The organism is Amedibacillus sp. YH-ame10 (assembly GCF_053848885.1).
In genome coordinates this window covers 65576-91654 of the sequence record NZ_JBSPFA010000004.1, presented here as the reverse complement: position 1 = coordinate 91654, position 26079 = coordinate 65576, and the positions used below count along the sequence as shown (strand labels likewise).

28 protein-coding genes are annotated in these 26079 nt (G+C 32.5%); 22 read left to right on the top strand and 6 right to left on the bottom strand.

The window, feature by feature from the left end; all coding sequences use genetic code 11:
- Positions 1-29 precede the first annotated feature (29 nt).
- The 14 genes from ACWG42_RS02775 (at position 30) to dcm (ending at position 10239) form a co-directional block, all read left to right on the top strand.
- Entirely contained in the window at positions 30-974 is a 945-nt protein-coding gene (locus tag ACWG42_RS02775; protein ID WP_455789981.1) for a DNA adenine methylase, read from the top strand.
- Positions 958-1374: a hypothetical protein gene (locus tag ACWG42_RS02770; protein ID WP_455789980.1), complete on the top strand. Its 417-nt coding sequence runs from the start codon at positions 958-960 to the stop codon at positions 1372-1374. Before ACWG42_RS02775 ends, ACWG42_RS02770 begins: the two co-directional genes overlap by 17 nt.
- A 13-nt stretch (positions 1375-1387) precedes the next feature.
- The gene (locus tag ACWG42_RS02765) at positions 1388-1651 is read left to right on the top strand and encodes an AbrB/MazE/SpoVT family DNA-binding domain-containing protein (RefSeq protein ID WP_455789979.1); all 264 of its coding nucleotides are present in this window, start codon (positions 1388-1390) and stop codon (positions 1649-1651) included.
- Positions 1644-1985 (top strand): DUF3852 domain-containing protein, encoded by a 342-nt coding sequence (locus ACWG42_RS02760; RefSeq protein WP_455789978.1) that lies wholly within the window; start codon positions 1644-1646, stop codon positions 1983-1985. The genes ACWG42_RS02765 and ACWG42_RS02760 overlap by 8 nt, the downstream gene beginning before the upstream one ends.
- A 12-nt stretch (positions 1986-1997) precedes the next feature.
- The gene (locus tag ACWG42_RS02755; RefSeq protein WP_455789977.1) at positions 1998-2852 is read left to right on the top strand and encodes a conjugal transfer protein TrbL family protein; all 855 of its coding nucleotides are present in this window, start codon (positions 1998-2000) and stop codon (positions 2850-2852) included.
- 1 nt (position 2853) lies between these two features.
- A complete protein-coding gene (locus tag ACWG42_RS02750; RefSeq protein WP_455789976.1) occupies positions 2854-3180 on the top strand; it encodes a hypothetical protein in 327 nt (108 codons plus the stop codon).
- 71 nt (positions 3181-3251) lie between these two features.
- A complete protein-coding gene (locus ACWG42_RS02745) occupies positions 3252-3995 on the top strand; it encodes a hypothetical protein (protein ID WP_455789975.1) in 744 nt (247 codons plus the stop codon).
- A gap of 33 nt (positions 3996-4028) precedes the next feature.
- Positions 4029-4373, top strand: coding sequence for a hypothetical protein (locus ACWG42_RS02740; RefSeq protein WP_455789974.1), 345 nt, complete (start codon positions 4029-4031; stop codon positions 4371-4373).
- Entirely contained in the window at positions 4370-4951 is a 582-nt protein-coding gene (locus ACWG42_RS02735) for a hypothetical protein (protein WP_455789973.1), read from the top strand. Before ACWG42_RS02740 ends, ACWG42_RS02735 begins: the two co-directional genes overlap by 4 nt.
- Positions 4938-6776, top strand: a complete 1839-nt coding sequence (locus ACWG42_RS02730; RefSeq protein WP_455789972.1) for a VirB4 family type IV secretion system protein — start codon at positions 4938-4940, stop codon at positions 6774-6776. The genes ACWG42_RS02735 and ACWG42_RS02730 overlap by 14 nt, the downstream gene beginning before the upstream one ends.
- A 2-nt stretch (positions 6777-6778) precedes the next feature.
- Positions 6779-7921 (top strand): C40 family peptidase, encoded by a 1143-nt coding sequence (locus ACWG42_RS02725; RefSeq protein WP_455789971.1) that lies wholly within the window; start codon positions 6779-6781, stop codon positions 7919-7921.
- Between the two features lie 4 nt (positions 7922-7925).
- On the top strand, positions 7926-8372 hold the full coding sequence (locus ACWG42_RS02720) for a hypothetical protein (RefSeq protein WP_455789970.1): 447 nt from the start codon (positions 7926-7928) through the stop codon (positions 8370-8372).
- 190 nt (positions 8373-8562) lie between these two features.
- A complete protein-coding gene (locus ACWG42_RS02715; RefSeq protein WP_455789969.1) occupies positions 8563-8826 on the top strand; it encodes a hypothetical protein in 264 nt (87 codons plus the stop codon).
- 165 nt (positions 8827-8991) lie between these two features.
- Positions 8992-10239 carry a DNA (cytosine-5-)-methyltransferase gene (gene dcm, locus ACWG42_RS02710; protein WP_455789968.1) on the top strand — a complete coding sequence of 416 codons (1248 nt, stop codon included), beginning with the start codon at positions 8992-8994 and terminating at the stop codon, positions 10237-10239.
- Positions 10240-10406: 167 nt separating this feature from the next.
- Here dcm and ACWG42_RS02705 read toward each other — a convergent pair whose 3' ends face one another.
- The 5 genes from ACWG42_RS02705 to ACWG42_RS02685 are packed head-to-tail and all read right to left on the bottom strand — an operon-like array spanning position 10407 to position 14882.
- Positions 10407-11486 carry a HEPN domain-containing protein gene (locus ACWG42_RS02705; RefSeq protein WP_455789967.1) on the bottom strand — a complete coding sequence of 360 codons (1080 nt, stop codon included), beginning with the start codon at positions 11484-11486 and terminating at the stop codon, positions 10407-10409.
- Between the two features lies 1 nt (position 11487).
- A complete protein-coding gene (locus tag ACWG42_RS02700; RefSeq protein ID WP_455789966.1) occupies positions 11488-12693 on the bottom strand; it encodes a DUF262 domain-containing protein in 1206 nt (401 codons plus the stop codon).
- A 36-nt stretch (positions 12694-12729) separates the two neighbouring features.
- Positions 12730-13719 carry a DNA cytosine methyltransferase gene (locus tag ACWG42_RS02695; protein ID WP_455789965.1) on the bottom strand — a complete coding sequence of 330 codons (990 nt, stop codon included), beginning with the start codon at positions 13717-13719 and terminating at the stop codon, positions 12730-12732.
- Positions 13720-13778: 59 nt separating this feature from the next.
- Positions 13779-14669 (bottom strand): hypothetical protein, encoded by an 891-nt coding sequence (locus ACWG42_RS02690; RefSeq protein WP_455789964.1) that lies wholly within the window; start codon positions 14667-14669, stop codon positions 13779-13781.
- Positions 14670-14882: a helix-turn-helix domain-containing protein gene (locus ACWG42_RS02685; RefSeq protein ID WP_455789963.1), complete on the bottom strand. Its 213-nt coding sequence runs from the start codon at positions 14880-14882 to the stop codon at positions 14670-14672. It abuts the gene before it with no gap.
- Positions 14883-15725: 843 nt separating this feature from the next.
- Here ACWG42_RS02685 and ACWG42_RS02680 point away from each other — a divergent pair.
- The gene (locus ACWG42_RS02680) at positions 15726-16127 is read left to right on the top strand and encodes a ribbon-helix-helix protein, CopG family (protein WP_455789962.1); all 402 of its coding nucleotides are present in this window, start codon (positions 15726-15728) and stop codon (positions 16125-16127) included.
- 67 nt (positions 16128-16194) lie between these two features.
- Here the strand turns inward: ACWG42_RS02680 and ACWG42_RS02675 are convergent, their stop codons facing one another.
- Positions 16195-16587, bottom strand: coding sequence for a hypothetical protein (locus ACWG42_RS02675; RefSeq protein ID WP_455789961.1), 393 nt, complete (start codon positions 16585-16587; stop codon positions 16195-16197).
- A gap of 318 nt (positions 16588-16905) precedes the next feature.
- Between ACWG42_RS02675 and mobP3 the strand changes: the two genes are divergently transcribed.
- The 7 genes from mobP3 to ACWG42_RS02640 all read left to right on the top strand — a co-directional run bounded on the left by mobP3 (position 16906) and on the right by ACWG42_RS02640 (position 26048).
- Positions 16906-19593, top strand: a complete 2688-nt coding sequence (mobP3, locus tag ACWG42_RS02670; protein WP_455790012.1) for a MobP3 family relaxase — start codon at positions 16906-16908, stop codon at positions 19591-19593.
- Between the two features lie 141 nt (positions 19594-19734).
- Complete coding sequence (locus ACWG42_RS02665) at positions 19735-21366, top strand: DUF3991 domain-containing protein (protein WP_455789960.1); 1632 nt, start codon at positions 19735-19737, stop codon at positions 21364-21366.
- A 119-nt stretch (positions 21367-21485) separates the two neighbouring features.
- Positions 21486-22061: a hypothetical protein gene (locus tag ACWG42_RS02660; RefSeq protein ID WP_455789959.1), complete on the top strand. Its 576-nt coding sequence runs from the start codon at positions 21486-21488 to the stop codon at positions 22059-22061.
- A gap of 87 nt (positions 22062-22148) precedes the next feature.
- A complete protein-coding gene (locus tag ACWG42_RS02655) occupies positions 22149-23903 on the top strand; it encodes a VirD4-like conjugal transfer protein, CD1115 family (protein WP_455789958.1) in 1755 nt (584 codons plus the stop codon).
- The gene (locus ACWG42_RS02650) at positions 23896-24168 is read left to right on the top strand and encodes a helix-turn-helix domain-containing protein (protein ID WP_455789957.1); all 273 of its coding nucleotides are present in this window, start codon (positions 23896-23898) and stop codon (positions 24166-24168) included. The genes ACWG42_RS02655 and ACWG42_RS02650 overlap by 8 nt, the downstream gene beginning before the upstream one ends.
- Before the next feature lie 192 nt (positions 24169-24360).
- The gene (locus ACWG42_RS02645; RefSeq protein WP_455789956.1) at positions 24361-25215 is read left to right on the top strand and encodes a tyrosine-type recombinase/integrase; all 855 of its coding nucleotides are present in this window, start codon (positions 24361-24363) and stop codon (positions 25213-25215) included.
- 428 nt (positions 25216-25643) lie between these two features.
- Positions 25644-26048 (top strand): RrF2 family transcriptional regulator, encoded by a 405-nt coding sequence (locus tag ACWG42_RS02640; protein WP_455789955.1) that lies wholly within the window; start codon positions 25644-25646, stop codon positions 26046-26048.
- Positions 26049-26079 lie beyond the last annotated feature (31 nt).

The window sequence follows — 26079 nt, the reverse complement described above, 5'->3', positions numbered from 1 at the left end:
GTATAAAGATACTGATTGAAGGAGGTGAGATGTATTTGAATAGTATAATCAGTTGGGTAGGTGGAAAGAAGGCATTACGAGAACTCATTTATGCACGTTTTCCAGAGAATTATGATCGCTATATTGAAGTGTTTGGAGGAGGAGGTTGGGTGTTGTTTGGAAAGACACCAGACAGATTCGAGGTGTACAATGATTTCAATAATAACCTAACCAATATGTTCTCTGTATTACGTGAACAGCCTTTAGCTTTTATTCAAGAACTTGGCTATCTGCCAGAGAATGGTAGATATATATTTAATCTCTATAAGGATATCATTTCTAAACAAAGAGTAGAGGATAAGTATATCGAGGATGAAATTCAAAAGGTAAAGGTATACTTCACAGAATTACAATCAGAAGAAATTATAGAATTAATGAAGAAAGAGCGTATTGTTAATCAGGATATACGATTAGCGGTCGCTTTTTTTAAGTTAATTCGCTATTCGTATGGGTCTGGATGTAAGACATTTGGGTGTCGACCATATGATGTTAGAAAAGCATTTTCTACCGTATGGGATGTTAGTGATCGACTAGCGAATACAATTGTAGAGAACAAAGATTTTGAGGCATTAATCTGTCAATATGATAGACCGAATGCCTTTTTTTATTGTGATCCACCTTACTACGAAACAGAAGGAATGTATGAGGTGTTGTTTACAAAAGAAGATCACATACGTCTACGTGATTGTTTAGCAAACATTCAAGGAAAGTTCTTATTGTCATATAACGATTGTGAGTTTATAAGAGAACTCTATAAAAACTTTTATATTGAGAGTTGTACAAGAGTAAACAATATGGCACTTCGTTATAACAATGAAGCAGAGTTTCCAGAAGTATTGATTTCAAATTATGATACTTCATTAGGACGTGGAATGCGTAAGCAATTAAATTTATTTGATAATGATGAAGGAGAAGAAAATGAAGAAGACGATTGAAGTAGTGCTACAAAAAGAAAATAATATCATCCTAGATCAAAGCACAGTAGAGAAACTAGGTATAAAAACAGGTGATGTGATTGAATTACAACACAGTGAAGAATCATTAGGGAAATGCTGTTTTACCATAGAAACATCAATGAATGAAGATCAAGAATTGCAAGAAGGGTACTACTGTATTCCTATGCACCTTTTGAAGAAGGTTGGATTAGATGAAGAAAATGTTCACCTTTTAATCAATGATGAAGAGATTATCCTCACAAGTGCAAACAACATCATAAGTGGTTTTCCACCAGAATTAATAGAAGCCATGATAGAACAAGGAGTAAGCCTAGATATATTGGTAGAGGATATCGTGGAGAGGTTGAATGAAAATGTGCTCGAAAAAATCGAAGACTAGTATTTACAAGATTGTGGATCGTCAAGGAAGGCTTTCAATTCCCCAAGAAATGAGAGAAAAGGTGGATATACATAAAGGCGATGTTGTAGAAATCATGCATACCCGAAACGGTATCTTGATATCAAAGTTAGATATTGTCAAACTTAATGATGATTCTAAAGAGTCATTAAAAAACACAGTCATATCATCTGCAAAAAAATTAGATAGAAAGACACTTCTAGTCCTTGCGAAAAAGATGGTAGAGATTGCAGAAAGAACGGAGGAGTATAGTGAGTAGAGTATTAAACAACAAGAGAGTCAAGGTGGTATTCATAATTATGTTTATCACCTTTTTATTTATCATCATGACAAAGCCATGTTATGCAGCAGATGTATCTGGTGTCATAGAAAAAGCATGGAATAGTGCAGAAACACAAATCAAGAACGTAGTGAACAATGTCGTCTTTCCAGTCATCGACCTTGTGTTAGCTGTGTTCTTTTTTGTTAAGTTGGGGACTGCGTATTTTGACTATAGGAAACAAGGGCAATTTGAATGGGCAGCACCAGCTATTTTGTTTGCATGTCTTTGTTTCACATTAACAGCACCTACCTATATTTGGGATATTCTATAAAAGGAGTAAGCGATGTTTTTATGGAACTTTATTGCAGATAAAGTATTAGGTGGAATCATCGACTGGATTTATGAAAAGATAATTGAAGCATTAGGTGAGTTCTTTGGTCTTATGGGAAACATGGGTGCTGAAATATTTAACTATGATTGGGTAAAAGCGATTGTAGAAATAATGCGATTGTTTGGTTGGGCATTATTTGCAGTAGGAATTGTAGTGGCAGTTTTTGAAACTGCTATTGAGTATCAAAACGGAAGAGGAAGCATAAAAGATACAGCGTTGAATTTTATTAAGGGATTCATGGCTGTATCCCTCTTTACTTTAGTACCTATTAGTCTTTATCAGTTTTGCATAACATTACAAGTTGAACTTACAACAGGTATGTCTACCATTGTAGGAACGAGCTCGATTGGAGAGACAGCCAAGGTATCTATGGGATTTGTAACAGACATGCAAATAGGTGCAATCATGGCTATCTTTATTTTGATTGCAATGGGATTTGCCGTTATTAAAATATTCTTTGCGAATTTAAAGCGTGGTGGTATTCTGATCATTACCATAGCAGTAGGATCATTGTATATGTTCTCTGTTCCTAGAGGATACACAGATGGATTTATTCAATGGTGTAAACAAATCATAGGTATATGCTTAACTGCTTTTTTACAGGCGGTCATTTTAATTGCAGGATTAGGTGTTATGAAAGAAAACTGTTTAGTTGGAATCGGGTTGATTTTATCTGCAAGTGAGATACCAAGAATTGCTGGACAGTTTGGACTTGATACATCAACCAAAGCTAATATCATGTCAACCATATATGCAGCGCAAGCAGCAATGTCTATTACAAGAACAGTGGCAGGAGCGGTGAAATAATATGGGGAAGAGATATAAAGCATACATTGATGCTATTCATTTTTCTATTGAGTTAGAAGGAAGTGAACTTTGCACATTCATTACACACTTTGGACAGTTTGGAAACATTGAAATATACGATCAGAAGGAAGATGAATTATTATTAAACACCAGTGGTATTTTTATAGATAAGTTTTATCCACATATTGCAAATAGAGAAAGAGCAAATATAAAGGCAAGGAATGTTCGTCATTTATTTATAGATTATAAATATCAGAGGAAAAGAAAGTTTCCTAACAAGAGTTTGAAGGAACAATATAGATTATTTAAGAAAAAACTAAATAAGTAGTACATAGAAAAAGTTCTTTTCTATTAGTTTTTTTGGTATAATGGGAACTACAGAAAAGTAGGAGAAAGAACATGGAAAAATGGGAAGAAAATTTTTATAAAGCTAATCATAAACTATATATATTGTTAATATTGAATTCAATACTAATTATGGTAGTAGGTGCGTATTTAATAGAAAACAAAATAGCTTTAGTAGGAGATATTGTAAAAAATTTAGCATATGGTTGTGTTGCATCTAGTTTAATAAGTTGGCTTATTGAGATAGGGAATTTTAGAATTAAAAACAAAGAAATAGCTAGATTAAGACAAAATTTGTATAATGATACAGTTGCCAATGTATATCATTATTTAGGAATGTATGCTAGGATATATTTTAAAGAATCAGAAGCAATTATTAATAAGGAAAAATACACATGGGATGTATGGTATGATTTGTTGAAAGCTAGTTGTTTAGATCTAAAGGATCAAAAAGCAATCAAAGATGTATTTGATTTTCTAAAACAACAAGTTGTAAGTGAAGCTGAATTTGCATTCAAATCGTTAGATGAGGTAGTAAAAAATCGCTTCTCTTTATATTTAAATAATGGTTTAGATTATAATTTATACTATGATTTAAAGGATCTCCATTTTGAGTTTAGTGTAATAAATCTTACTTATGTAGAAAGATACACGGATTTAAAAGATTTATTTGATTATTTAGATGCAATCAATACAGATTTAAAAAATTATGTTCAGAAATGTAATCTAGTAAACGATATGAATGAATTTAAATTCAATCCAAAAGATTTTTACGAAGAAATAATTAAGATTTTATGAATTCAAAATTGTTTATGATGAAGAAGGAACAAGATGAAAGAATATTTTAAATTAAGGAAGGAAATTTATATGTATATGTACCCAGATAACCTGAAAGGAAAGCCAACGATATGGCTCTGGTATCTAAACGATATTGGGATTATAGGAGTTGGTGCTATCTTTTCAGTAATAGCAATTACACAGGCAAACTTTTTTCTGCCAATCGCAGTTGTCGCCTGTTATGCCTTTTTAACCATACGTTTTCAAGACACAAGTATTTTTGATTTTATCAAATATGCCTGTGCCTTTTTTATTTTAAGTCAGCAAACGTATTGGTGGAAGTATACCCAAGAGGCAAAAGAAATAAAAGTAGTTGACAGGAAAGGAGGAAGTGAATGAAGGAAAGAAAGAAGAAAAAACAGTCAACCAGAGAATTAGTGAATACCAAGACAATCACAGACTACAGCTTACAACAGTATGGTGGAGATGAGGTTGTCTTTTTTATGATTCAACCTCAAAACCTTTCTGTAATGAGTTATGAAAATATTGGTAGTAAGATCTTTGCATTAACGAATGTCTTAAAAGGGTTAGCAGATTTAGAAATGATTTGTTTGAACAGTCGAGATAACTTCCAAGAAAATAAACTGTTTCTCAGAAAAAGAATTGAAGAAGAAGACAATAGAAAGATTGTTGTTCTTTTAGAAAGGGACTTACTACATTTAGATAAGATTCAGATACAGACAGCCACTGCTCGTCTTTTTTTATTGGCTGTTCGTATCAGGTCGAATGATCAGGTGGAAATCATGCAGCTAATCCATCGAATTGAAAAACTAATCAAGCTACAAAACTTATCGGTTAAACGTGCAAAGAAAAATGATTTAAAAAGTATGTTAGCTGTTTACTTTGAACAAAACGTCACAACAGATCACTTTGAAGATGTTGATGGAGAAAGGTGGTATGATGATGAAACTATTTAAGAAGAAACCAGAAGTAAAGGAAGAAGAAGTAAGAGTTCAAGATTTTCTTGATATGATTTCTCCCTCTGCTATACGATTCTTTAGTGAGTATTACATTTGCGGGAATACATATCGTTGTGTGTGGGCATTAAGAGAATACCCAACCGCCACAGAAGAACAAGCACTCCTTCGCTATCTTGGGGAGAAAGATGGAATCACATTGCATGTGTATGCAAGACAAGTGACACCAGCAGAAGAAAAGAAGATCATTGGAAATGCAGCTAATAAGAACCGAATGAAACAAGGTAATACACAAGACTTACAAGAATCGATTACTGCACAAAGCAACTTACAAGATGTGGTGGCTTTGATTGCCAATATGCATCGTTCCAGAGAACCACTTATTCATTGTGCAGTATATTTAGAATTGACGGCAGATGATTTTGAGGCATTGAAATTACTTCAAACTGAAACACTCACTGAACTAGTCAGAAGCAAACTCAATGTTTATCGGTTGATCCTTAGACAAAAAGATGGATTCCACGCAGTGATGCCAAGTGGAAAAGATATCTTCAAGGAACAGTTTGAGCGTGTACTTCCAGCAACGAGTGTGGCTAATTTATTTCCCTTTAATTACTCAGGTAAAACAGATCCACAAGGTATTTATCTAGGAGTGGATAAGTTTGGTTCGAATATCATTGTAGATTTCAATCGAAGAAGTGATGATAAGACAAATGCGAATATCTTGATACTAGGAAATTCAGGACAAGGAAAATCCTATTTATTAAAGCTTATCCTCTGTAATCTGCGAGAGCAAGGATACAATTTGTTAACGCTGGATCCAGAGCATGAGTATGGAGAACTGACGCATAACTTAGGTGGGACATTCATTAATATGATGTCAGGTAGGTACATCATTAATGTACTTGAGCCTAAGCAGTGGTCAACAGATGATGATATTGAAGATGATGAAGATGACAGTGTTCCAATAGCCTTTAAAAAATCTACCATATTGTCGCAACATATCTCGTTTTTAAAAGACTTCTTCAAGACATATAAAGACTTTACAGATGAGCAGTTGGATACCTTGGAAATCATGTTAATCAAATTATATGAACGATATGATATCTCAGAAAAAACAGATATCACTTTACTTTCACATGATGATTTTCCAATATTAGAGGATTTATATCATTACATTGATGAAGAATATAAACACTTTCAAGATGATGGGAATCGCATCTTTAAAAGAGAGACACTACGTGAAGTCTTGTTGTTACTGCATTCTATTTGTTTAGGAAGTGACAGCAAGTTTTTTAATGGAAAAACAAATGTAGTTTCTAATAAGTGTTTGACGTTTGGAGTCAAAGGATTATTACAGGCAAACAAATCATTAAGGAATGCGTTGTTGTTTAATATCCTTTCTTACATGTCCAATGAATTATTAACGAAAGGATATACGATTGCATCTATTGACGAGCTTTATTTATTCTTAACGAACATGACCGCAGTAGAGTATATACGTAACTTTATGAAACGAGTACGTAAAAAAGAAAGTGCTGTTATATTAGCTAGTCAGAATCTTGAGGACTTTGCGATTGAAGGGATTAAGGAACTTACAAAACCATTATTCTCGATTCCTGCACATGCCTTCTTGTTTAATGCAGGAAATACAGATAGTAAATTCTATATTGATACTTTGCAGTTGGAAGAGAGTGAGTATGAACTCATCAAATATCCTCAGCGTGGGGTATGCTTATATAAGTGTGGGAATGAGAGATACAATCTCGCAGTACATGCACCAGAGTATAAAGAGAAATTGTTTGGAAAACAAGGTGGGCGTTAACTATGTGGGCAACTGCATTAAAAGCAATACAGGCATTACGTCTATTAAAAGATAAAGGAACCAGGAATCTAGGAAAGAAGGTATTGATTGTTCTTCTTTCTCCTGTCATAGCATTCATCTTTTTAATTGGTGGTATTTTCTCAGATGGTATTAACTTCAACCATAATCTTATCCAAGATTTATACAATGGAAAACCAGTATCGACGGTAGATATGGATGTCGGTCAACGGAAACAAGTGAAAGACATTGAGACAGGAATTAAACTCATCAACTTAGAAATTGAAGAGGTAAATAAAACATTGACAGATGGAAGCTTGTTGGATAACCATCTTGTCAAAGGGTTCTATATTGGGCTCATGTTGACAGATCAGTCGTTCGCATTAGACCAAGCAAAAGCAAATTCATGGGTTCTTTGTTTTACAGAGGAAAAAGAAGAGGTGGCATCAAGTGAGGAAAAGGATGAGCAACCAAAGGAAGAAGAAACCACAGTTGAACGTACCTCACTCATGGATACAACGAAAATATTCGCACAAATAGATTCCACATTTTCCATCACACTAAAAGACGATGTCAAAGGCAATATGGAAAGCGTATATAGTGCATTGATGGGAGGTACAACCAATAAGCCAGTCACCACATTAAGTAAAGAAGAGATTGATAAGTTAATCAAGAATCTTCCAAAAGATACCTCAGAAGTCAGAAAAAATCTAGTTATTCAAGCAGCGGATGCAGTTGGAAAGATTCCTTATTACTGGGGTGGTGCAGCAAGTGTACCAGGATATGAAGGCAATGATTTTGGAATTGTCACCTCACCTGATGAACATGGAAGAATATTAAAAGGAATGGATTGTAGCCATTTTGTTGATTGGGTATATTGGACAGTCATGGGAAACAATCTTGGCAATACGAATACTACAGGTCAAATTGCACAATCTTATGAAATCTCAAAAGATGAACTACAAGTAGGAGATCTTGCGTTCTTAATGGAGAATGGTGTCTCTACCCATGTAGGCATCTATGCAGGAAAAAATGAAAAAGGTGAAGCAGTATGGATCCATGAAAATGCAGCAGATGTTAATGTAGCAATGAACACTGTGAACTATTGGAATTTATACTGTAGATTGAATTTTATGAAGGGAAGGTAATAATATGGAATGTTCGGATTGGGTAGATAAATATCTACGAACAAATTATGTAGGTTGTGTGACAGGTGATTATGATCATGGATGTCGCTTGTATTTTAAGGATATCAATAATTTTATTCAAAATGTTGGGCTATATGGAAACGTAGAAATCTTTCGTGTTGAAGATGGAGATACGTTATTGAATACTTATGGAAATTTTATAAATCGTATATGGCCTACTATGTCATATGATATGAGGTCATCAACAGAAATGACAAATAATATCAATTACATTGCAGGTAAGTTTCAAGAGATGCGAGAGAAGGATGGAGATTTTCCAGAACCTCTTCCTAAAGTCACAAAGTTTATGAAGGAGGTGTTTGGACAGGAAATAGTAGAACAGAATAGACAGTTACATGAAGGTTGTGAAGGAGAAATCATAGAAGGTCAGTCTATGGAAATGATGCAATAAAGGAGATGGAAAAATGGTACAAAAAGTGATTGTATCATCTAGTGAACTTGGACAAATATGGCACGCCATTATTGTTAGAAATGCAGGGTTTGAAATAGGAGAGATGTAAGAAGAGTACATTGGAGATTGTTATGACAAGATGGTGGATATCAAATGTGAAGGTGGTACTATCTTTCACTGCAAAATAGAAATGAATAGAGCAAGTAGTAATGAAATTAGTTTTATGCCTTTTGATGAGGTTGAAACGTGGCTACAAGAATCTATTATAAATCATGAACAGAAATTTTGTGGCGATAGAACTTGCAGTCCAAAAGAAGTATATGTGTATAAAAATTTATTAAAGAATGCAGAGAGACTCAGAGAAATGATGATGAGTGATCAGCAGATAGAAACACCAGCGCATGAGGATGTTGAAGATGTGTTAGAACAAGGGCTGAATCATCCGCAAATGTAATTAGGTAAATATGAGCTTCAAATAAATGCTAGAACGATATACTTTATTTCTTTACTGGAGAGGGTTGTTAACAAAGATTAAGTTATATAAATAGACTTAATAATCTAAAGAAAGGAAAGATATAATACTAGTTAAAGGATGCATGCATTGATTCGTTAACAATCAATGGAGCAATTAAATTTATTTGAATTAACGCAAGAACCTTACAGAATAACCAAGCCAATTAGGCTAATTGAGTTATTTGCTGGAATCGGTGCACAGGCGCAAGCCTTAAAGAAGTTAGGTGTGAACTTCTCACACCATCGAGTTGTAGAAATCGATAAGTATGCAATGGACAGTTATAATGCTATCCATCATACACAATTTCAAGTCAGCGATATCACAAAAGTAAATGCGCAAGATTTAGATATTGTAGAATTAGATACATATGAGTACATCATGACCTATTCTTTTCCTTGTCAAGATTTATCCAAGGCAGGAAAAGGGAGAGGAATGAAAAAAGGAAGTGGAACAAGGTCTGGATTATTATGGGAAGTCGAAAGAATCTTAAAAGAATGTGAATCATTACCACAGATTTTATTCATGGAAAACGTACCAGATGTCATTGGTAAGAAAAACATTGAAGAGTTTCAATTGTGGCTAAAGACACTGGAAGAATTAGGCTATAACAACTATATAGAATGTTTAAATTCAAAAAATTATGGAATCCCTCAAACAAGAAATAGAGCATACATGGTATCTATTCAGGGAGAAAAGTATTATAAATTCCCACAACCAATACAACTGCAACATAAATTGAAAGATTTGTTAGAGGATGAAGTTGATAGTAGTTATTATCTAACTGAAGAGCAATTACAAAGAGTGCTATGCAGTAAATACGATCAAGGAAAACGATTCATGAATGTGGATTATATCTGTCATACCTTAACGACGAAAACAACTATGATCATAGGAAATGTAAATCCTAGTGGAAGAGGTATGAATGGAAACGTTTATCATGGTGATGTCGCTCCTACCTTAACAGCGAATCATGGGGAAGGGGTAAAGATGTTAATGGAAGGTCTATATATTCCAGAGAACACAAAGCAAGGATATACTGTTGCAAGTGATGGAGATGGAATCTATATTGACCGTCCTCATCAAAAAAGAGGGGTTGTTCAAAAGGGCATGATTCAAACCTTGAAGACAAGCTGTCATGATGTTGCAGTTGTTCTTGGTGCAACAGAAAAGAAATTTAAGAAGACCTTTTATATACGAAAATTAACACCACATGAATGTTGGAGATTAATGGGGTTTGATGATGAATCATTTTATAAAGCAGAGAACGTGTGTAGTAAAACACAACTTTATAAGCAAGCAGGAAACAGTATCGTTGTGGATGTTTTAGAGGCAATCTTTAGGCAGTTTTTTTAAAGGTGATGGAAAGGTAATGGAAGAATAGAAATGCTTTTATTAGGAAGAAAGTAAATAAAAGAGAAGTAACAAATGAACAGTCCCATAGGGATAAAATAAAAAACAGACACTGAATATGGATAAAAACAAACTCCCTTTGAAATAAACATTCAAAAAGGAGTCTGTTTTTATATAAAATAGTAAAATTCATATGATTTTTTAACTGGTCTATCAAGCCCTATACCTATATCAACATTAGGGTCAGTATTTTTGTCTACTCTAATATAATTTTTTTCCAATGATATAATACGTGCAACATTATATTTAGCATTGGCATTTTTATAGAACAAGAAATCTCCAACTTCTAAAATTGACTGTTTCGAATTAATGCACAAAATATTTTTGTTAATTACATTGATGGGATAGTCAAATCGTCGTAGTTTGCCGTAGTTTAAAAGATATTCAAACATAGAGCAAACTACCTCTTCTAAAATAACGCTGCACAAACATTGTAAAAACGGTATTGTGTCATCAACAATAGATTGATAAGAAATTCTTGAATCTTCATACCAGCCATGAGCTACATTATTTCTTGCATCAACAATTCTATCTAATTCAAAAAATATAGATGTTGCAGTCTGAAAATATGTAGGAAGATTTTCAAATTTTATCTCTTTGTTTTCACTGATATATTTTTTGAAAATATAGTTTTCTATAATTCTTGAGTTGAAATTTTTAATATCAAGGTTGTTAAATAATTCAATTACTTTGTCTATTTTTAAATTTCCACTGTGCTTGATTAAAAACTCATACTGAAGTGAAATCTCTCTTTGATTAGATATGTTTTTGTAAATAATATCTATTACTTCTTTTGGTGTCTTGTCTAAGCCGGAAAATTGTTGTGGCTTAGATAAAAAATCGCCTATACGGTTAAAGTAATTCATTTGTATTTTTTGAGGTAAATCATCGAATGTTGAAGTGTTGTTAAAGTAGAACTCTACCAATGCTCTTGCAATATCATCAATATAATTTTCAAAACAAGCATAAACACTAATTATAGCAGCATTGTATTGCACCATAGAATTATGTAAATTGTCATATAAGGGAATTAAATCGTTTATTGATCTAAATCGCTCACCAAAACTATCTTCTGAATTTTTGTATTCAGTAGATAGTTTTTTCTGTAATTCTATAGTTTTGATAAAATCTTGTATTTCATTAAGGCGCTTACTCAGATTATGAAAATGGGTAATTAAATATTTTATCATTCTATTTACCCAATATTACGAGTATTACTTTTTCAATAATTTTATATCTTGCAATTATATCTGATTTAGATTGTTTTTTACCATTAAAAGCATCTTGATTTTCTACAAACATTTCTTCCAATTGCTTTTTATTTTTTTCGCTATCAAATTTGATTTGTGACAGTTCGTCTAAATAGCTTGTAATAACTAAACACATTGGATCATAGATTGCTCTTTGAGGTTTTGTCCATGAATACTTTCCTCTTTGGACCTTATATTGGCAAAAAGCATATTCTGAGAACATAGAATATGCAAGTGACATAGTTTTTTTAAAAATCTCTGCCAGTTCATTTCTTAGTTCTTCTGTATATTTATTTCCGTTAATCAAACAGTTATCTAAAAACAAACTTAATTGACCTTGCATTTTATCGATATGTCGCATAGCAAAAAAACGCAAAACCAGTTCAACATCAAACATGCGCTTATATAAATTATCATTAGCAAATAGAACTGCATCTTCTTCTGTCTCTAAATCTTCGTCACTTGTTTCTATTGGAGAAGGCTTAATATTCCATAGCTTTCTAAAATTCTCAAATTCTGATAATTGTATACATAGTTGATTAAAACAGCCATCATATAAAGCGTTTCGTATTTCTTGTGGCTCAAGTTTAACCCCACCAGTATTGAGCCTTTCAAAAACCATCTTTTTCATACCATCTGCTTTCGAAGAAGTTTTGGCTGATTCCTTGAGCAAAGTTATTGTTGAAATCTGTCTTCGATCGATACCTTCTTTAATTTTGATCGGCAATTGACTGTACTTAAGATTATTAAGTTCAGGCCATTCTTCCAATCCTTCTAAAGCAAATTCGTCGCTGTAAAAACTAATAATAGCTGATATACGTTGCAATCCATCCATAACTTCATAGCTATCAAAATCTTTTTCATATATAAACACTGGAGGGATAGGAATGTTAATTATAAATGACTCTATAAGCTTTGAACGCTTCTTATTATCCCAAGTTATTCTTCTTTGAAATGTAGGTCTTAATTTATAGTTTTCTTGCGTAAATAAGCTTTTTAATAAGGGGAGCTTATATGAACCCTGTTCTGTAACAATTCGGTTATGACCTTCTTCATATTTTTCATTTACAATAGTTTCATCCATGATATTTCCACCTTTGTCAGTATTAACATCATATACTTCATTTTGAAGTAGTTTAATATCCATATTATTATACTCCTTTATTTATATTTTTATGCTTGTTTATTGGATATAAGCCTTAATTGCCTTTGCAACAGCATAAGCCAAATCCACTGGTACAGCATTGCCTATCATTTTGTATCCTGTATCAACGTCGGTATAAACAAACTCAAAATCGTCAGGAAACCCTTGCAACCTCGCACATTCACGAACAGTAAGTCTACGATATAAGTCCTCCTTGCCCTCAACAAATATTCGTTTATTTTTTTCAATTAAAAGCATTTCAGGAGCCTGTGGATGTAGTTGGCATTGTCTCCCACTTGCTTGAACAGTAAATCCTTGCCTGTTCCAAGGACGAACTCTATTTCTACTCATGAAAATTGTAGAAAATGCACCCGTGAAATATTCATGATTGAGAATATCTAATTTACCATTAGTTTTATTCTTTGGCAAAGCAGGAATTGCTGTATCTACCAAATCACCAATAGCATCTTTCATGGTTTTCTTTTGATCTGGTCTTGGTGTGGTTGGTTCTGGAAATCTAAAGTTAATATTCAAATCCTTTCGAAAACCAATATAAAACACTCGTTTTCTATCTTGTGGAACACCAAAGTCGGCAGCATTGACAAGGTTGATGGTTACATCATAACCACATTCCTCAAAGCATGAAATAATATTTTCCACTGCTTGAGAATGACGGTTGGCAAGCATACCTGAAACATTTTCAGCCAAAAAAAACTTAGGCTGTTTGTCTTTTAAAATTCTAATGTAATCAAAGAAAAGCTGACCTCTGTCATCCTCTATACCTCTTAACGACCCAGCCTCACTCCAGCTCTGACAAGGCGGTCCACCAATAATACCCTCAATTTGATCAGGGAAATCAGACTCCTTGATATTGCGAATATCACCTTTAATCAAAGGTGATGAATGATTTTTTTCGTAAGTAGCCCAAATTGTTTTATCATACTCATTTGCCATTGCTATTTTAAATCCTGCACGTTCAAAACCTAAATCAAGTCCACCAGCACCCGAAAAAAGACTAATAATTTTCATTTTCAAAAACCTCCATTTGATTGTATATTTTAACTCTAAAAAATGTTGTTATCAAGTTTTTACTTCAAAATAACTGATGGATCGACAACCATATCATCTTTAATGTTTTGAGTAGTTCTAATTTCTAATATTTTTAAACTTTCTTTTAATTTTTCTGCTACCTGATTGCCTTTAATATTAAGAGGATTGTCAAACACTAAGGTTGGCTTTAATTTGCCGCTCTCCACAGCCCAATCAACATAAACAGATAGAGGTCTATCTCCATCATATTTATCGTGATATGTTCTATAGTTTAATGCTTTGCAAGCAAAATATACAGTAGGGTATTTATCTACATACTCATCTATTGAATAAAGATTATTAATTACATCTTGCACAGTAGTAACTGAATCATTTATAAGTATATAATTTGCAATACCAGAATCTTGAATAACTGTGCCATTAACCATAGCATTGCGTTTATCATTAGGGAGATGAGTTCCAGCATATACATCAATAATCTGATCTCGTGTAAGTTTAACTAATCCTGAAAGATCTCCACCTGGTTTATTAAGTAATTCATATTTCCACCCAAGAGTAATAGAACCTTCTTCTGTTCTTCCACTCTTAACTCTATAAATCAGCTTTTTATTTTCAAAAGTTGGCTTTATAGAGGTTGTTGCTGCTTGAATAATCTGTGACCAAGTAGTTCCTAATAATGCTGCTGCTCTCTCAGCATTGGTTTTATTTTCAATAAAGTCTGCATTTTCTTTCTTAAAGGATATTTTAATTTCTATTTCAACACCAGCAGAAGATCTTGCTAACACATAAATATCCGTTTTGGGCTCACCTTTTTTACAAGTAGGTTTACCAACATTAACAACTGAATATGTAATAGAATTTATAACAAAACAGGTTCCTAACTGAAAAAAGTTTACAATATTTCTTTCTGCGTCACCGAATTTAACCATTTATAGTTCCTCCATATTTTTATCTATAGCTTTTGCTCCACCTGATTTTACCCAAGCATCAACCTCAGAACATTTAAACTTCCATAGTTTACCCACTCTGCAACAAGGAATACTTTCTGCAATTATCCATTTTCTAATGGTTGTCATTGTTACGCCAAGATGTTTTGCGACTTCCTTGGTAGAAATCCAAGGCTCATTTATATAGTTACTCACTGTTTGCACCTCCAAATAAAATAATTATATCAACTTAAAGGTAATTTGTATATGAATTGATGTAATTTAATATCATTTAAGAGTATCTATATATTAGAATATATCAGAACAGTTAAATGACCTATGCCATGAGGTCTTTAGAGTGTAGAATTATTCGATCGAAAACCTTCTGTAGTGGATTACAAATTACTGATTGACCACTTCTCTATAACGTAGTAGGAAATCGTTTTACGAATTATTGATGCCTTAGAAATGGCTACAACCATTAAACCAAAATGCACTTTATTTAAGGCTTTAAATTAGACTTTGAATTGATATCTGAATCATTGATAGTAAAAAGTAAAATTGTTTCATATGCTTTGTTTGATAGACCATCTTGAGAGCAAGCATTATTGTAGAAAAATGCTTCTGTTATTATTCGATTTGATGGATTTAGAAACTGGTAAGTACAAAAACAATGATGAAATTCCACGGGTAAGTTAATGGCATTAGCTTTATATTTTATATGGCTTGTTTGCCTTGTGTACGCAATTACGATTATGAGGAAACAATGGGATAGTATATGTGTAGTTATTAGATTTATATCTATTTTAGGATATAAGTTTGGTGTGCAGGTTAAAGTATCGGCGTCAAAGCACGCCGATACACAATACATCAGTGGGCAACGCCCACTGTTTTAAGAACTTTTAAAAACTCATGAAAGTGGTCGGAAATTATAGCGTACTGCTATGCTCGGCGTTGGTATGGGTAATAATAAAAAAGAAACACTAATAAACACAATATATGCGAGGTGGTCAGAAATGACGCCTTGCATATATTTTTTAAGAAATGAAGGAGTAAGATATGGCAGAAAACAAAAAAAGAACTACTATATGGTTAACGACCAATACAATGGAATCGTTAGATGATATGGTTATCATGAATAATTGTAAAAGTAGGAGCGAATTGATTGAAAAGGCATTGAAGTTTTATGATGGATATGTGAGGTCAACTCAAGAGAATGAATATCTACCAATTGCATTATCATCAGCACTCAATGGCATTGTAAAAGTTTCAGAGAATCGAATATCAAGACTATTATTTAAAAATGCAGTTGAAATGGATATGATGATGAATGTATTGTCTGCAACAGCAGAGATTGATACTGAAACACTAAGAAAATTAAGAGTGAAATGTATTAAAGATGTAAAAGGAACTTTGGGTAAAATTAACTTCGAAGATGTTTATGCATATCAAAAAGAATAAAATAGATGACGAAGTAATGTGATTATGTAGGGCTAAATCTTGATTATTTTTGATTTATAATATAATACTAAATGCTAACGCTAATAGGGAGCCATAAGAATGTGTATAGTAAAAACAAAACAAGGCAAAAAAGATGATACCCTGTAAGAATAAGTGGTATTTTGTATTCACGAAATGATAATTTTTTATTGGATATTTGCGAATATACAATAATAAAATAAATAGTTGCTATGATTTTAGCTATTAAAGAAGCGAACAAAAATAAACAGAATAACAAAATTTCTTGAATAATATCTAAATGTGTATTATTTGATAAAATTCTTGGTATCATAGTTGAAATAATATAGTCGGAGTTAAAAAAGATAATATCAAAAAGTATCCCAACTATACCTATTATAATGCCAATAATGTATCTAGCATTTGATGTGTTTTGTGTATTAACTAATTTTTTATTCTCCATAAGCTAGTCCTCCCTCACTGTGCTTTATATAATATATCGCTAAATAATTTTCAAAACCACTTAAGATGTATAAAGTATTGCCTCTATAGAAAACTGTTTGTCATTGTTGTAAATTTCTAAATAGCCACGATATTTATTTTCTATTGTTTTATATGGTCTAAAATTAATCGAAGTAAAGACTTTTTTTCTTTACGTGCTCGATTCGCTATTTTTGTCATTATATATCTTATGATTTTAAATTTCAAGATTATAAAATTTATACTATGTATCTCTTGAATATAAAAAGATTCTTGCATGTTTTGAGGAAGGAGTGATAGTATTCCAAGAATTATTGTAAAAACAAACTATATGAAAAGCAAAACTCACAAAGAATATTATGTAAAATATATTGCGACACGTGATGGTGTAGAAAAGATGCAAATGAGTCATGGAGATAAACCAGCAACCCCAAAACAGAGAGAACTGATAAAGCATTTATTGGATGATTATCCAGATACTAAAGCTATCTTTGAATATGATGATTATAAGAAAGAATTCAACAGAGAAAATGCAAGTGAGTTGATTTCTGCTATCGTGGATCAAAATATTCATGATGTCGCAACAAAAGAAAACTATGTAGATTACATTGCAAATCGTCCTCATGTAGAAAGACTAGGCGAGCATGGTTTGTTCAGTGATACAGGAAAGAGTATCGTATTAATTGATGTGGTTGAAGAAGTAGGAAAACACGAAGGCAATGTGTGGACACATATTATATCTTTAAAGCGTGAAGATGCGATAAGATTGGGCTTTGATTATGCCATTGGTTGGATGAATTTGTGCCGTGCAAAAAGAAACGAATTAGCTGAAGCAATGAGAATCTCACCAAATAATCTGAGATGGTATGCAGCATTTCACAATGAAGGTCATCATCCTCACATACATATGATTGCATACTCCATTGATCCAAGAGAAGGCTATGTTACTCAAGAAGGAATTGCTAAAATCAGACATATGTTTGCAAGTGATATTTTTCATCAGGACTTGATTCAAATCTATGAAGGACAAACTGAAACAAGAGATGAATTAAAAAAATATAGTAAAGATATCATTAGTAAGCTTCTTAATGAAATTAATGACAAACGGTTTTATGATAATCAAATTATATTTAATAAAATATGGAAGTTAAAGGAATCATTAGATAACTATCATGGAAGATTGATGTTTGCATATCTTCCAGCAGGTATAAAACAAATCGTTAATGAGATCGTAGATGAACTAGAAAAAGATAGTAGAATCCAACAACTCTATGATCAATGGAAATTATATAAACAAGATGTTCATCAAACGTATGCAAAATCAATTGTTGAAGAATTACCTTTGCATCAACAAAAAGAGTTTAACAGTATTCGCAACATGATCATTAAAGAAGTCAGTGATTGTAATCTATCTCAGAGAAATAATGATGTGGATGAATCACAAATGGATATCTCTGTAGACAATATAGTAGTTGACTACGCAATACCAGAATGCGAAGCCTTAGTAGAAAATACAAAAGAAGTTCATAGCAAACAGTATCATATGAAATGGAGCGACAACTACAAAGCAGGTGTTGCTTTTTTTTATGGTAATGAGGTAGTTGAGCAAAATATGGAAGAAGCAGAGTCACTATTTAAAAGTGAATGTGTAAATGGGAATATTCTTGCGATGGAGATGATGGGCAAACTGTTGGAACTAGAAGAGAGGGAGGGAGAAATTGATGACTATTATAAAAACGCATTGGAAGGAGCATTGGAAATAGTAAAAACCGATGAATCTGATTTTACACAAAACTACCTTCATTATAAGATTGGCAGATTCTATTTTTATGGAAAAGGTTGTGAACAAGATTATGAACAGGCATTAACTGAATTTGAAATGAGTCATAGTCAATACGCTATGTATTCATTAGGAACAATGTATCAACGTGGTTTAGGCGTAGAACAATCTGATAAAAAAGCATATCAGTATTTTTTACAATCAGCGCAAAAAGGAAATGCCTTTGCAAACTATGAAGTAGGACATTATCTTGAACAAGGTATCGCAACATCCAAAAATATTGAAGAAGCTAATACCTATTATAAAAAAGCCTATCATTCGTTTTTAAGCATGTTGAAAAAACAAAAAGATGATCATTTATTATATCGAGTAGGAATGATGACATATTATGGTAAAGGCACAGAAGCAAATCATGAATTAGCAAAGTCCTATCTTAAAGATTCACTTGCTTTCCATAATGAACATGCAAAGCGATTGCTTGCACGTATTTATTTGGAAGAGGATGACTTCTCACATATTGCAGATGCGATAGAGTGGTTGAAGGAAGCAGATGATCCTAGTTCCTGGTATATCCTTGCTAAAGAATATCAAAAAGGAATCCATGTTGAATATGATATAAAACGGGCAATTTTATATTATACGAAATGTGCCAAGGAGAATAATTCCTTTGCAATGTATCAGCTAGCTAAAATATATTTAAGTGAAGAATATATGAATGTTACAAAAGCATTAGATTTTCTACACACTGCAGCCAATCTAGGAAATGAGTATGCACAAGTAAAATTAGGTAGTGTGTATATGAAAGGTGAATTGCTGGATAAAGATGTAGATAAAGCACTCTTCTATCTTAAAAAATCAGAAGAACAGAATAATATGTTTGCTCAATATCAATTAGGCAAACTTTTTTTATTTGGAATTGATGTCGAAGAAGATAAAGAAAAAGCTATTGAGTACTTGATGAAGTCTGCAAACCAAGGAAATGAATATGCCATGTATCTGTTGGAACATATGAATGATCCGTATTATCAACAACCATTGTCTTTATTAGCATCACGCATGTTTCACCACATCAGTAAAATATTTGAAAATCAATTGCCTCACAACAATCATGTTCTAGGTGGAGTGGATAGAAAACTAGCGCAGAAATTAAGACAAAAGAAAGTTGCACAAGGTCATAATCCAAAAGACCATGAACTCAATGTCAAATAGGAGAGGATAAGATGAAAAAGAGAAAATATGATATTAAAGAAGTTCAAAGATTGATTCACACAAAAGCAAAAGTAAATACAATTCATAACACTGCTATAAAGCGTAAAATTAATAAAAGAAAGAGATAAAGGAGAAGAAAAAATGGCAGAATATAGAAAGTTTTCAGAAGAACAAAAAGCTTTAGCGAATAGTATCAACTTAGTTGATTACTTGAGGAATCAAGGAGAGACATTAATAAAATCAGGAAGAGAGTTTCGATGGCAACGATACACCAGTGTCACTATCAAAGATAATCATTGGTATAAACATAAAACACAAGAAGGGGGATACCCTATTAAATTTTTAGAGGAGTTCTATGGCATGAAGTATGTAGATGCGATGGAACTCCTTTTGTCATATGCAAATGATACAGGCATCAGTATCAATTATGAAACTAAAGAAGAACCAAAAAAGGAATTTGTATTACCAGAGCATTGTGAAACAATGAAACGAATGTATGCCTATCTTCTTAAAACAAGGTATATTGATAAAGATGTACTGAATGAATTTGTAAAGAATGGTCTAATTTATGAAGACAAGCAATATCATAACGTTGTATTTGTAGGTGAGGATAGTGATGGTATCGCTCGACATGCTCATAAGAAGAGTACATATGCATCTAAAGAAGGAGTGAGTTATCGTGGAAATGTCGAGGGCTCGGATCCTAGATATAGTTTTCACTATAAGGGAATCTCTTCAACTTTATTGGTATTTGAGGCACCTATTGACATGCTATCGTATATTTCAATCTATAAAGATAATTGGCAACAACATAGCTATCTTGCATTGTGTGGGTTAGGTATGCAAGCCATAGAAGAAATGCTTGAAGAAAATCCAAACATTAATTTTGTCATTGTAGGAACAGATCATGACGTTGCAGGAATAGAGGGGGCTGAACGTATTCAAGATTATATTGACACTTTAGCAAATGTTGATATGGCACGTGCAGAACCTATATACAAGGATTTTAACGAAGATCGAAAAGCGCAGTTAGGATTTCCAGCGATTATCGGAGAAGATAATCCCAATATAGGAATTTTGCAAGAAGTTATCGATGAATTAAAACGTGATTTAACAGTTGAAGATTATACACAAATGGATCATAAGCAACTCTCTAAAGCATTTGCAGATATGTACTATGGACTAAATTATGATGGGATCAATGATTATCTTAAAATTAAAGAAGACTTTATGAAGATTACAAAGTGTGCTTTAAATTTAGCAAACTATCATTTATTTCCAGACAGAAGCAATCCCATTCAATTTATGGGTGCAGATAATTTAATCGATTCTTATCGTTCCTATAAAGATCGCGGCAGTTTTGCAAAACGTATTGAACGAGTGAAAACAGGTTTTCAAGAAATAAAAAAACTCATGGATACAAACGCTAAAAAAGTAGAAGTAGGGAAAGCCTATGAAAAACTAGCCATGGAGAGTGCAACTGTTATGAAATACTGTAATCATGAAATGCAACAACAGATGGAACATGAATGTAGAAATCCAATTGAAAAACCACGTGCAGCAATTATTGGAGCAAATGGTAATATATTTAACTTAATGGGGATTGCAACAAAAGCATTAAAAGAAAACGGATTAGAGCATGAAGCAACTGCCATGTTTGATAGAATTACGAATAGTGGGAGTTACGAAGAAGCTTTGCAAATTATCAACGAGTATGTTGAACCTATTGAGGTGGAGCAACAAGCAGAAAGTATAAGATTAAATATGTTATGAATATAAAGAGACGAAGAGTAAGTAGGATATGCATAAAAGTATTACTATATTAGTAAAAACAAATGTGTGCTAGAATAAGGAAATAAAGGGGTCTTTTAGTAGACAGGAGGAGAAAGAAAATGAATACAAAATACACATTTAAAGAATACCAAGAGGATATAAAGCTGTATGAAGAGACAAGTCCTTTTGAGAGTTCTTATCAAAGGGTCATAGAAAATACATTAGGGGATATAGTTCGCTATTTAAAACTTGAATTGATTATCTCGGATAAGTTTAGTAAAAATGGGACGGGTTACCATGATGTTACAGGTTATAAAAAAATAGGAACTGCTAGTCCTGATTTGATGGTTACAAAAGGATTTCTATATCACAATAAAAAAGATGCTATCGAAAATAAAACCATTTACTATGCGTATGTGGAGGTGAAAAAACCTGGTACGATTACATTTGCTGAACATGAAGGAAAAAAAGATATGAACTATACTGATCATGATAGAAATCAACTTCAAACATATCTTTCACATCCAAATGGCAAAAAAGTTATTTTTACTGATGGGTATACCTGGGTTTTCTATGATGGCAAATTTGAAGACCCTAAGATTATACCGTTAAAGGAAAACGGAGTTTGGAATGATGACGGAAGACAGTGGGAAAAATTACTTAAGTTATTAGCTTTCTTTATAAGTGTTCCATAAATTAGAATCATAAAAAGAAATAGTAGACAAAGAACAGTTGGTTATTAAAAATCAGCTGTTTTTTTTATTTGTAAGAAGGGAGAAATAATGGATGCAAAAATAGTATTTATGATAACAGGTTGCTTGTTTTTTTGTTTGATTGGAATGGCTGTATATTTAGGTAATAACTATAATCTTGATCACATCAAATCTAAGACAGTAGGCGATGGACAACATGGAACAGCTCGTTTTGCAAGTGCAAAGGAAGTCAAACAATCATATAGCACTATAAAGTATCAGCCAAAAAAATGGAGAGAAGGGAAATGCCTGCCTAAGACTCAAGGCGTTATTGTAGGTATGAAGAAAACCACAAAAGGTCTTTATGCCTATGTGGATAATCAAGATATTCATTTAATGATGATTGGTGCAGCAGGGGTTGGAAAGACAGCAAACTTCCTGTATCCTAATTTAGAGTTTGCTTGTGCATCAGGAGTAAGTTTTATAAGCACTGATACAAAGGGAGATTTATATAGAAATTATGGAGGAATCGCTAAAGAATATTATGGTTATAACATATCTGTCATTGATTTGCGAAATCCTATGATGTCTGATGGCAATAATATGTTACAGCTAGTAAATAAATATATGGATTTATATAAACAGGATAGAAGTCATTTAGCACACAAAGCAAAAACCGAAAAGTATGCTAAGATTATTGCCAAAACAATTGTATTTAGTGATGGAGAGAATACTGGTGGATATGGGCAGAACTCTTTTTTTTATGACTCAGCAGAAGGTTTGCTCACCTCTGTTATTTTATTGATTGCTGAATTTTGCCCAGCGAATCAAAGGCATATTGTAAGTGTGTTTAAATTGGTTCAAGATTTACTTCAACCCTCACCAGTGAAGGGAAAAACAAGATTTCAATTACTTGTTGATCAGTTACCAGACACCCATAAAGCAAAGTGGTTTGCAGGTGCTGCTTTAAACACAGGAGAGCAAGCGATGCAATCTGTTCTATCTACCGTCTTATCAAGACTAAATGCTTTTATTGACTCAGAAATCGAACAAATACTATGTTTTGAAACAGCAGTTGATATAGAAAAGTTTTGTTCTCAGAAATCAGCAATCTTCTTAGTCATGCCAGAAGAAGATGCTACTAAACACTTTTTGATTTCTTTATTTATTCAACAGTACTATAGAGAAATGTTAGCATACGCAGATACGTGCGAGGGGCGTCTCCCTAACAAGGTTATGATGTTTTTAGATGAGATAGGTACGATACCTAAAATACAAAGTGCTGAAATGATGTTTAGTGCATCTCGTTCTAGAAATATAACAATTGTCCCAATCATTCAATCTTTAGCGCAGTTAGAAAAGAACTATGGTAAAGAGGGTGCTTCCATCATTCAAGACAATTGTCAGGATACATTGTTTGGAGGATTTGCCCCTACCAGCGAAACAGCTAAAGTATTAAGTGAGAATCTAGGATTCCAAACTGTTATGAGTGGATCAGTAAGTAAAGGTAAGAGTGATCCCTCTCAATCGTTACAAATGATTCAACGTCCTTTATTAACCACTGACGAACTTAAATCTATGCCAAAAGGGAATTTTATTTTAATGAAAACAGGAACAAATCCCATGAAAACAAAATTAGAGTTATTTAAGAAATGGGGAATAAAGCTAAACAAAAACTATTGTGTTCCTCCACGTTATGAACAAACTGTATCGTATGCGAATTCATATGCACTTGAGGAATCAATTAAAAGAGAGTACACCATCAATGATCCAATGCGAATAGATATTAACGTATTAAATTCCATCAAAGAAAAAACGGGGAAAGGAAGTGTAAAAGTTGAATAAAGACTATCTTCATTTTTATCAAAAGATATGTGCCTCAAATTTACCAGCTAGCGCAATAAACGTGTATAAAGCAATATTACGATATGCAGATTATACAAATTGGTCATGTTATCCATCTGTAAGGACAATTGCAAGAGATACGAATTTATCAGAAAGGACAGTACGAAGGCAACTGTCCATTTTGGTAGAAAGTGGTTATTTGTTAAGAATACCTCGAAGAAGAGAAAATAATGGACACACTAGCAATATGTATTTTTTTAATTAATTGTATGATTGGGATCAGTTTCGATGTATGCTGTCAGTAGCCTACTGCCATGTTGACATATCTGTAACTAGTTACTTAACAAATATCATTACAGAAGAGTGTACTAATATGGGAAAATTTGGAAGTAGAAGTAATGCTATGAAATGGTATAATTATACTTAATATACAACATATGGAAAAAGAGGGTGCGATATGAACAATTATATTTTAAATCAAAAAAAGATTTCAAAATTTGAAGATTATTTATATTTGGAAGAAAGAAGTCAGGCAACAATTCAAAAGTATGTACGGGATGTAGTTAAGTATTATGAGTTTTTAGATGGAGACAAGTTAATGAGTAAAGAATCATTAATTGCATATAAAAACGATTTATTACAAAAATATAAAGTTAGAAGTGTTAATAGTATGTTGACATCATTGAATTCATTTCTAATGTATCAAAAATTAAACGAGCTAAAAATGAAACTTTGTAAAGTACAAAAGAAAATCTTCTATGAAGAAGAAAAAGAATTAACAAAAGAAGAGTACAAAAGATTATTAGAAGCAGCGTTAAAAGAAAAGAACAAACAATTGTATATGTTATTACAAACAATCTGTGGAACAGGGATTCGTGTGTCAGAACATAAATTCATAACAGTTGAATGTTTAAGGACTGGACGGGTTGTCATTAATAACAAGGGAAAAGAAAGAGTTATCTTTATAACAAAGAAATTAAGAAGATTGTTGATTGATTATTGTAATAAATCAGGAATCATTAGTGGGACTATCTTTATTACAAAAAAAGGGGAACCATTAGATCGTTCTAATATATGGCGTAAAATGAAAAACCTTTGCGAAGAAGCAAAGGTTGATAGAGAAAAAGTATTTCCACATAATCTGAGACATTTATTTGCACTTACCTACTATAGATTACAAAAGGACATTATTCGATTGGCAGATATATTAGGACACACAAACATTGAAACAACAAGAATTTATACTATGACGTCTTGTAACGAATGTGAAAAAACGCTAGCAAAAATGAATCTTGTTGGGCTTTTGTGTTGATAAAAAAAACAACATAATGAATAATATGTTGTAAAGTTAAAATTGTTGCTATTGCTCCTCTATAATCTAACACAAAATGTAGGTAAAATCTACATTTTTTTCCATTTTACTTTAAAAAATTACAAAATTTATATATAAGACTATTGTAAAAATTATAATATTTATTAAAAAAGTAGTCAGTTTACATACCTAAAAACCACGTTAAAAGGCGATAAAATCAATCGCTTTTTTTGTTTTACAACATATTATTCATTATGTTGTAAAAATACTGGGAACAAAAATATCTCATTTTTTGTAATTACTAAATAAATTAAAAAAGCAAAAAATGATATTGATTTAATTTCAATTAATCGTAAGAACCAAACCTAACTAGGTATGGTTTCTATCAGTTGGAAAACATTATACAAAGGTTGTGAGAGTGAGGATATATGCAATTAAACGTAACTACAGATTATGCAATACGAATTATACTTTGTTTGGCGTCTTATTCAGTACCAGTATCCTCCACAACTCTTTCTAAGAAGATGGGCATACCACAAAGTTATGTACTAAAGATTGCCAAAAAATTAGAAAAGGCAGGACTAATAAAAACACATATTGGTACATATGGTGGGTATTCACTTACAAAAGACACAAAAGAAATCAATTTATTTGAGGTAGTCAACATCATGGAAAGCACATCGAAAATCAATCGTTGTATGGAAGATGATCATTATTGTAGTCGTTTTGCAACAGAAACATGTCCCGTTAGAAAGTTCTATTGTCAGTTGCAAGAAGAGATTAAAGAGAAATTAGTCTCTTTAACTATAGATAGTTTGTTAGAGGATAGCTAGTATATAACGGAATATTTGTTATGAATTTTGA